Here is a 5,055-nt window from a genome sequence, read left to right on the forward strand (position 1 = left end):
TCGCCGTCCCCCTCGCCGACACCGTCACCGAGCGCGTCACCGACCCCATCGCCCACGCCCTCGCCCAGTCCGTCGCCGAGCAGCACCCCGTCGCCGTCCCCGTCGCCCACTGCGGGTTCGGGGCCCTGCCGGGTCAGCGCCACCGTGAACGCCTGGAACAACGGGCTGACGGAGAACCTCACCATCACCAACACCGGCTCCTCCGCCGTGAACGGCTGGTCGCTGGCCTTCACGCTCCCCGGCGGCCAGACCATCACCAACGGGTGGAACGCCACCTACTCCCCCACCAGCGGACAGGTCACGGCGACGAACGTGAGCTATAACGCCTCGCTCGCCCCCGGAGCCTCCACCGAGATCGGCTTCCAGGCCACCCACACCGGCAACGCCGGCAAACCCACCGCGTTCACGCTCAACGGCGTGACCTGCAGCGTCGCTTAGCTCCCTGGTAGTACCTCCAACAGTAGGAGGGGATGCGCGGCCCGGATCCCGGGCCGCGCATCCCCTCCTTCTGCTTCGGTCACGGCCGTGTCAGGTCAGTTACGGCTCCACTGCTGGTTGCTTCCGCCGTTGCAGGCCCACAAGACGATCTTCGTTCCGTTGGCGGTTCCGGCGCTGTAGGCGTCCAGGCACAGCCCGGACTGGACACCGGTGACGGTGCCGTCGGCATTGAGGTTCCACTGCTGGTTGGCCCCGCCGCCGCAGTCCCAGATGACGACCTGTGTGCCGTTGCTCGTTCCCTGCCCGGAGGCGTCCAGGCACTTGTTGCCGTACACCTGGAGTTGCTTGCCCGAGGTGTAGGTCCACTGCTGGTTCGCCCCGCCGTTGCAGTCCCACAGCGCCACCTGGGTGCCGTTGGTCTGCGACTGGTTCGGCACGTCCACGCACCGGCCGCTGGCCAGGCCGCGCAGCACGGTGCCGTTGCCGGGGTTGCCGCCGCCCTGGCCCGGAGTGATGGACAGGTTGTCGAACTGCGCCGTCTCGGTCGTGGAGGTGCCCACGCCGATCTGGCCGGCGCCCCAGGTGCCGTCGGTGACCGAGGCCACCTGCGTCCCGTCGATGCTCGCGGTGATCGTGCTGCCGGAGAAGGTCAGGGCCAGGGTGTGCCAGCGGTTGGTCCCGAGCGCGGCGACGGTGCCGCTGCGGATCGTCGTCATCGCGTTGTCGACGTTGTTGCGGATGATCTGCCAGGCGCCGTTGTCGCTGACCCGCAGATAGTAGGCGTTCAGCCCCTCGGGGCCGAAGGAGTGCTGGGCGCCGGCCCGGCCGATCACCTCGGCGTAGCCGCTCTGTTCGAGCAGCACGTCGGTGGACACGGTGTAGTTGCTCCAGCCCAGGTCGCCGAGCAGGGCGTACGGGTGGGAGCCGCCGGTCCAGAGGATCGGCTGGCGCGGGGCCATCTGGCGCACGCATCGGCCGGACCGCCCGCCGCCGCAGCCCACGACCTCGAACGAGCCCTGCATGTCCATCAGGTACTTGGCCTCACGCCCCACGGCGTAGGAGTCGAAGTCGTCGGAGTACGGCAGGGCCATCGAACCCCGGGCGGGACTGGTGGCGGTGCCCTTGCCCTGGCCCGTCGTGGTGGTGATCGAGTACACGTATCCCGGCTGGACCGTCAGGGAGAAGGCGCCGTTCGACGGCGTGATGTCGGTGGTGTGCACCATGTAGTCGGCGGAGTTGCCGGAGTTGACGTTGGTCGCCCACACGTGCACCTGCCCGGTGGACAGCCCACCGGTCACGCTGAAGTTCAGCGTCTGGGCGGCGGTGGCGTCCATCGTCTCGATGATCGTGCTGTAGTCGGAGTTGTTCGGGGACTTCAGCGAGACGTAGCTGCCGTTGTTGCGGTTGCCGCCGATGTAGCCGCTGGAGGCGTCCAGGTACTTCCAGCCGGGCGCGGTGAACTGCGTGGTCTGCCCCATGACCCAGGCGTTCTTGCCGATGGAGTAGTACCCCGACCAGGGCTGCGGCGCGACCGCCACGCCCATCGTGGCGAACGGCAGGTTCGGGGTGATCGCGGCGATGACCGGCCAGTTGATGTAGGCGGTCATCTTGCCGTCGATGTAGTCCCGGTTGATGCCCCTGGCCAGCGCCTTGGCACCGTCGTTGTAGTCGTCGGAGCCGTTCTCGCTGGCCCACAGGACCTTGCCGGAGTTGATCGCCGTGGTGGAACTGGGGCAGTTCGACTGGGCGCCGCGGTAGCCGCAAACGTAGTGCGACCCGAACACGTCCACCGCGTTGCGGAAGGCGGCGTTGTTCGCCGCGTCGTCGGCGACGCCGAAACCCCAGTCGTCGGACGCGACGATCTTCACGTTGCCGAAGCCACGGGAGTCCAGCGCCGTGTTGAGGTTGACGTACCAGTTCAGGTCGCGGCCCTTCTCGTTCCAGCCGCCCAGGTAGTCGATCGTCAGCCCGTGGCTGTTCTTCGCGCAGCCGAGCCAGTCGACGAGGTAGTTGATGGTGTCCTGGGACCAGAAGTTGCCGCCACCCAGCCAGCCCGGGGCGCCCCAGGCCAGACCGACCAGCTTGATGTTGGGGTTGCGGGCCTTGGCCTGTTCCATCAGCCACCACTCGTAGCCGCGGTTGCAGTCCAGGTCGCCGGAGGTGTGCCGGTGGCTCGGCTCGGCGCCGTCGGTGGAGTTGGTGTCGCCGCCGATCTCGACCTTGAGGATCTGCATCGACGCGCCGTACCCGGGCTTGAACAGGTAGTCGAGGATCTGCGACCGCTGCGGCTCGGGGTAGTCGACCAGCAGGCGGCTGTTGCCTCCGCCGCCGCTGATCGCGCCGACACCGTCGAAGGTGCGGCCGCCGGAACCACCGTTGATCGTGATTCCGACCGCCGCATGCGCCGCCGAGACGGCCACCAGGGACATCGCGACTGACAGGAGCGCGACCACCACACTCATGGCGACGCGCGCCGTGCTTTCTCTTCGCCGGCTCATGGGGGTCCTTTCGATGAGGTAGGGCGAAATCGACATGGCGACAGACCGGCCGAGAGCGGGCGCCACCAGGGGCGCCCACGGCCGGGTGCCGGGGACTCGGGGTATCGACGGTCGCGTGACGTGCTGCCGCCGTGCGGGAGGCGCTGCCGCAGGCCCTCGCGCCCTGCGGCAGCGCGTCCTCGTGTCACCGCCGGGTCAGCTGCGCCTGCTCCACTGCTGGTTGGCTCCGCCGTTGCAGGCCCAGAGGATGATCTTCGTGCCGTTGGCGGTGCCGGCGTTGCTCGCGTCCAGGCACAGGCCCGACTGCACGCCGCTGATCGTGCCGTTGGAGTTGACGTTCCACTGCTGGTTGGCCTGCCCGTTGCAGTCCCAGATGATCACCTGGGTGCCGTTGCTTGTGCCCTGCCCGTAGGCGTCCAGGCACTTGGTGCCGTAGACCTGCAACTGCTTGCCGGACGTGTAGGTCCAGCGCTGGTTGTTCTGGCCGTTGCAGTCCCACAGCTGCACCTGGGCGCCGTTGTTCTGCGAGACACCGGTGACGTCCAGGCACCTGCCGGACTGGCCGCCCACGACCTGCTCCCCCTGCTGCGGGGTGCCGCCGCCCGACATCGAATAGCCGACGGAGGTGATGTTGGCCTGGACGGCGTCCTCGGTGGCGTCGGACGGATAGCCGTTGGTGACCGCGCCTTCGAAGAACATCCCCTGGCCGGTGGGGCTGTTGTCGCCGCCGGTGCCCAGAAGGATCGAGCTCTCCAGTCGCATGGGCGAGTAGCCGTTCGGCAGCGGGCCCGAGAAGGTCCTGGTGAGCCCGCCGCTGTTGCCGTTGCCGTACTTGAGGGTGAAGTTGGTGGTGCCGTTGTTCTTCAGCCAGGCGCTGACGAACGGGTAGTGCACCCCGGAGTTGTTCGGATCCTTGTTGGAGCCGGTGTTGGTGTGGTACATCCCGTTCTCGAGGTCGGCCTCCACCCACGGGCCGCTGCCGGTGCACCCGCCGAACCAGCAGGCGGTGCCCCAGTAGATCGCGTTCATGGTGGCGTTGCCGGTGTCGTTGTGGGAGTTCTCACCGCTGCCGTAGTCGAAGCAGCACCACTGGTTCACGTAGTTGGACGACGTCACCATGTAGATGCCCTCGGGCTTGCTGCCCGTCGGCACGTTCCTGGCGTTGTCGATCCGGTAGCCGGTGCCCTGGGTGCTCTTGATCCCGAACACCTGGTGCCCGCCGGCGGTCACCGGCAGGGCCATGGCGTCCGCCCCGATGTCGGAGCCGTTGGGGCCGGGGCCCTTCCAGAAGCCGCCCCACGAGATCGGCAGGTCGTTGTGGTTGGCGGTCTGGTCGTAGATCTTCGTGATCGTGCAGGAGGTGTTCGCGCAGAACGAGACCTGGGCGGCCCCGTCGGCGTACCCGCCCGCCTCCAGCAGCCCGATGTCGCGGTAGCTGTGGTCGGACGCGCGCTGCACCTGGTAAAGCGGCCCGTTGTAGGACGCGAACAGCGCGCGGGTGGTGCTGTGCGCCGCCGCGCACGGCGTCCCGCCCGCGGCGTAGAGGTCACACGGAAGCGACGTGGCGGCCTGCGCCGGCGCCTGCGCGGCGACCGCCCAGGCAAACGACACGGCGAACAGCGCGGACAGCGGCACCAGCGCTGCCATGATGAGGCGGACGAGTCTTCTCCTCGTGTTCACCAGATTCCTCCGATCGAGGGCATCGTCCTCAGGCGGCGGTGCACGTGAGGGACGGCGCCGACGTGGTGCCGCCGGCGAGGAAGCCGAACGTCGTCGAGGCGGACGGCTGGAGTGAGCCGTTGTAGGAGGCGTTGCTCACCGAAACGGCCGAGCCGGTGGTGCTGAGCGTGCCGTTCCAGACCTGGCTGATGGTCTGGCCGTTGCTCAGGGTCCACTTGACGGTCCAGCCGTTGACGGGCGCGCTGCCGGCTGTCACCGTGACCTCGCCCTGGAAGCCGCCGGACCAGGTGTTGGTGGTGCGGTAGGTCGCGCTGCACGCCCCGCCGTTCGGGGTGGGCGTGCTTGTCGGGCTGGGCGACGGTGACGGCGAAGCCGGGGGTGTGGGCGACGGGGATGCCGGGGGTGTGGGCGACGGCGAGGGTGATGTGGTCGGTCCGTC

At 68.7% G+C, this 5,055-nt stretch carries 4 protein-coding genes; 1 reads left to right on the forward strand and 3 read right to left on the reverse strand.

The window, feature by feature from the left end; genetic code table 11:
• Nucleotides 1–144: 144 nt before the first annotated feature.
• Entirely contained in the window at nucleotides 145–438 is a 294-nt protein-coding gene (locus Msi02_RS42510; RefSeq protein WP_204053374.1) for a cellulose binding domain-containing protein, read from the forward strand.
• A gap of 95 nt (nucleotides 439–533) precedes the next feature.
• Here Msi02_RS42510 and Msi02_RS42515 read toward each other — a convergent pair whose 3' ends face one another.
• From Msi02_RS42515 to Msi02_RS42525, 3 genes are all read right to left on the reverse strand, one after another.
• On the reverse strand, nucleotides 534–2,936 hold the full coding sequence (locus Msi02_RS42515) for a ricin-type beta-trefoil lectin domain protein (RefSeq protein ID WP_204053375.1): 2,403 nt from the start codon (nucleotides 2,934–2,936) through the stop codon (nucleotides 534–536).
• A gap of 195 nt (nucleotides 2,937–3,131) precedes the next feature.
• Nucleotides 3,132–4,616 (reverse strand): arabinofuranosidase catalytic domain-containing protein, encoded by a 1,485-nt coding sequence (locus tag Msi02_RS43790; protein WP_239109426.1) that lies wholly within the window; start codon nucleotides 4,614–4,616, stop codon nucleotides 3,132–3,134.
• A gap of 28 nt (nucleotides 4,617–4,644) precedes the next feature.
• The coding region (locus Msi02_RS42525; protein ID WP_204053376.1) for a cellulose binding domain-containing protein at nucleotides 4,645–5,055 on the reverse strand (411 nt) is incomplete at its 5' end.

The sequence above is a fragment of the Microbispora siamensis genome (assembly GCF_016863095.1).
In the GTDB taxonomy this organism is placed as follows: domain Bacteria; phylum Actinomycetota; class Actinomycetes; order Streptosporangiales; family Streptosporangiaceae; genus Microbispora; species Microbispora siamensis.